We start from the raw sequence: 3,153 nt of genomic DNA on the forward strand, positions 1-3,153 counted from the left end.
CCCCTCTCCGGCGCCTCCCCGTCCGGCGGCTCCTCCACTGCCCACTCGAATCTCTGCGTGGCCCCTGCTCGCGCCCCCCCCACCGCGCCCCCCCCCCCCCACCCCCCCCCCCGCTCCCCCTCCCCCCCCCCCCCCCCCCCCCCCCCCCCCCCCCCCCCCCCCCCCCCCCCCCCCCGCCCCCCCCCCCCCCCCCCCCCCCCCCCGCGCCGAACAAGATGTTCCGGGTGTACCCGGGTCTACTTCGCGTCGAGCAGATCGATCACGAAGACCAAGGTCTTGCCGGAGAGGGGATGGCCACCGCCCGCGGGACCGTAGGCCAGTTCCGGCGGGATGGTCAGCTGTCGGCGGCCGCCGACCTTCATCCCGGGGATACCGTCCTGCCAGCCCTGGATCAGGCCGCGCAGCGGGAAGGACAGCGATTCACCGCGGCTCCACGACGAATCGAATTCCTCGCCGGTATCGAATTCCACGCCGACGTAGTGCACTTCTACGGTGCCGCCGGGCACCGCTTCCGGACCGTCACCGACAGTGATGTCCTTGATGACCAATTCGGTGGGCGGCGGGCCCGCCTGGAATTCGATTTCCGGTTTGCTCATGCCTTGAATCCCCTTCGATTCAATCGGTTCAGCGGTTGGTGATCTCGGAGTAGTCCCGTGCACCATAACCGGTGTAGATCTGACGCGGGCGGCCGATCTTGATGGCTTCGCTGTGCATTTCCCGCCAGTGCGCGATCCAGCCCGGCAGCCGGCCCATGGCGAACAGCACGGTGAACATACGAGTCGGGAAACCCATGGCTTTGTAGATGACGCCGGTGTAGAAGTCGACGTTCGGGTAGAGCTTGCGCTCGACGAAGTAGTCGTCGGTGAGCGCGGCCTCTTCCAGAGCCTGGGCGATATCGAACAGCGGATCGCTGCCGAGTTTGCTGAGAATGGTGTCGGCGTGCTTCTTGGCGATCGCGGCGCGCGGGTCGTAGTTGCGGTAGACCCGGTGCCCGAAGCCCATCAGCTTCACACCGTCTTCCTTGTTCTTGACCTTGCGGATGAACTCTTTGACGTCGCCGCCCGCCGCCTGGATACCGTCCAGCATTTCCAGCACGGCCTGGTTGGCACCGCCGTGCAGCGGCCCCCACAGCGCGTTGATACCGCCGGATACCGAGGTGAACAGGTTGGCGTCGGAGGAGCCGACCAGCCGGACCGTGGAGGTGGAACAGTTCTGCTCGTGGTCGGCGTGCAGGATCAGCAGCATGTCCAGGGCGGCGGCGATCTCCGGGTCGACCTGGTAGGGCTCGGCCGGGAAGCCGAAGGTCATCCGCAGGAAGTTCTCCACCAGCGACAGCGAGTTGTCCGGGTAGAGGAACGGCTGGCCGACCGACTTCTTGTACGAGTACGCGGCGATGGTCGGCAGTTTGGCCAGCAGCCGGATGGTGGACAGCTCGACCTGTTCGGGGTCGCGGGGATCCAGCGAGTCCTGGTAGTAGGCGGACAGCGCGTTGACCGCCGAGGAGAGCACCGGCATGGGGTGCGCGTTACGGGGGAAGCCGTCGAAGAAGCGCTTCAGATCCTCGTGCAGCAGGGTGTGCCGGCGGATCTTGTCGGTGAAATCCTCCAGTTGGTCCTGGGTGGGAAGTTCGCCGTAGATGAGTAGGTAGCTGACCTCGATGAAAGTCGAATTATCGGCCAGCTGTTCGATCGGATACCCGCGGTAGCGCAGAATTCCCTGTTCACCGTCGATGTAGGTGATCGCCGATTTGGTCGACGCGGTGTTGACGAACCCCGGGTCATAGGTCGTATATCCCGTGCTCGACAGCAGCTTGCCGAGATCGATACCGTCGTTTCCTTCGGCGGCCTCGGCGATCGTCATGGGGTATTCGCCACCCGGATAGGTCAGAACCGGTTTGGCGTCATTGATGTGATTCTCCGGCACGGAAGGTTCCCTCTCAGGCTATGACCGTCGGCATCGCATGCGGTCGGCACGCGGTGCGTTACCGGTAGACGCTAGTCCTTGCTCCGACGGGACCGGCGGGGAGGGTACCCGCGTGACGATCTCACAATCGGCCCGCGTGGACGTGAGTTCCGGCCTGCCGGATATCGGCCGGCCACCGCTGTGACCGGCCGAATTACGGACCCGCGCCGCTGTATTGCGACCCCATTGCGACGATATGCGCCGGGTTCGATGAACAACCCCGGCGCCGGGTAGCAATACGGTACCCACGACACGGGGAACGAAACCGTGCGGAATATCACCGAAAGGCCTGGACACAGGGTGTAACGGGCCGGAACTGCGGACAATCGGCGAGTTCACGGCTGCAGACGTTGTACCGACATTCCGGAGGCACCGACCCGGACGAGGATCCGGTTGTGCAGACGACCCCGCTGCCCCTGCCAGAATTCCACCTCGTCGGGTCGTAGCAGATACCCGCCCCAGTGCGGCGGCACGGGAATCTCGGCGGCGGTGGCGAAGCGGGCCGTGGCGCGGACCAAGCGCCGATCGAGTTCCTCCCGGGAGGCGATCGGTTGCGACTGCTCCGACGCCCACGCCCCCAGCTGCGATTCACGGGGGCGCGACCGCCAATACGCCTCGGTTGTTCCGGCCGGCACCCGCTCCACCCGGCCGCGCACATGTGCCTGACGCGCGAGTTGCGGCCACAGGAAGGTGGCCGACGCGTACGGCACCGCGGCCAGTTGCGCGCCTTTGGCCGAGTCGTAATTCGTATAGAACGTCACGCCGTCGGGCGAGAGCCCTTTACACAGGACGGTGCGGGTGACCGGGCGGGGTACGGGCCCCGCGGAGTCGAGCGTGCCGAGCACCATGGCGTTGGGCTCGGCGATACCGGCCGCGGTGGCCTGATCGATCCATTGCCGCAGCAGCGGCTCCCAGCCTCCGGCCACCGAGTTCTCGTCGAGTTCGGTATCGCGCACACCGAGCAGCGGCCCCTGTTCCCGCGACCGCGGATGGGCTGCACCGTATTCGGCGCGCATCGCGGCGAGGTCGGCGCCGGACTCCTCCACATCGGACATGGGCCAGACGTTACTCCGGAGTAGCAAAGCGATAGAGTCCTGTTGAAAGGAGAGTCGCGTATGACCACCAATTCCGGCATTGCAGGGGCCGGCCAGGTCCCGGACGATTTCGTCAGCGGCCTCGAGGGGGTGGTCG

3 protein-coding genes are annotated in these 3,153 nt (G+C 66.3%); all 3 read right to left on the reverse strand.

Features of this window, described 5'->3' with window-relative positions:
- Positions 1-236 precede the first annotated feature (236 nt).
- The 3 genes from QH195_RS21130 to pdxH all read right to left on the reverse strand — a co-directional run bounded on the left by QH195_RS21130 (position 237) and on the right by pdxH (position 3,017).
- Entirely contained in the window at positions 237-596 is a 360-nt protein-coding gene (locus tag QH195_RS21130; protein WP_280424680.1) for an FKBP-type peptidyl-prolyl cis-trans isomerase, read from the reverse strand.
- 28 nt (positions 597-624) lie between these two features.
- On the reverse strand, positions 625-1,923 hold the full coding sequence (locus tag QH195_RS21135) for a citrate synthase (protein ID WP_280424679.1): 1,299 nt from the start codon (positions 1,921-1,923) through the stop codon (positions 625-627).
- 374 nt (positions 1,924-2,297) lie between these two features.
- On the reverse strand, positions 2,298-3,017 hold the full coding sequence (gene pdxH, locus QH195_RS21140; RefSeq protein ID WP_280424678.1) for a pyridoxamine 5'-phosphate oxidase: 720 nt from the start codon (positions 3,015-3,017) through the stop codon (positions 2,298-2,300).
- Positions 3,018-3,153 lie beyond the last annotated feature (136 nt).

The sequence above is a fragment of the Nocardia carnea genome (assembly GCF_029868855.1).
Lineage (GTDB): Bacteria > Actinomycetota > Actinomycetes > Mycobacteriales > Mycobacteriaceae > Nocardia > Nocardia carnea_A.

Excerpts from the sequence above, each read along its gene's own strand:
- QH195_RS21130 (WP_280424680.1), bottom strand. The coding sequence starts at position 596 with ATGAGCAAACCGGAAATCGAATTCCAGGCGGGCCCGCCGCCCACCGAA.
- pdxH (WP_280424678.1), bottom strand. The coding sequence starts at position 3,017 with ATGTCCGATGTGGAGGAGTCCGGCGCCGACCTCGCCGCGATGCGCGCC.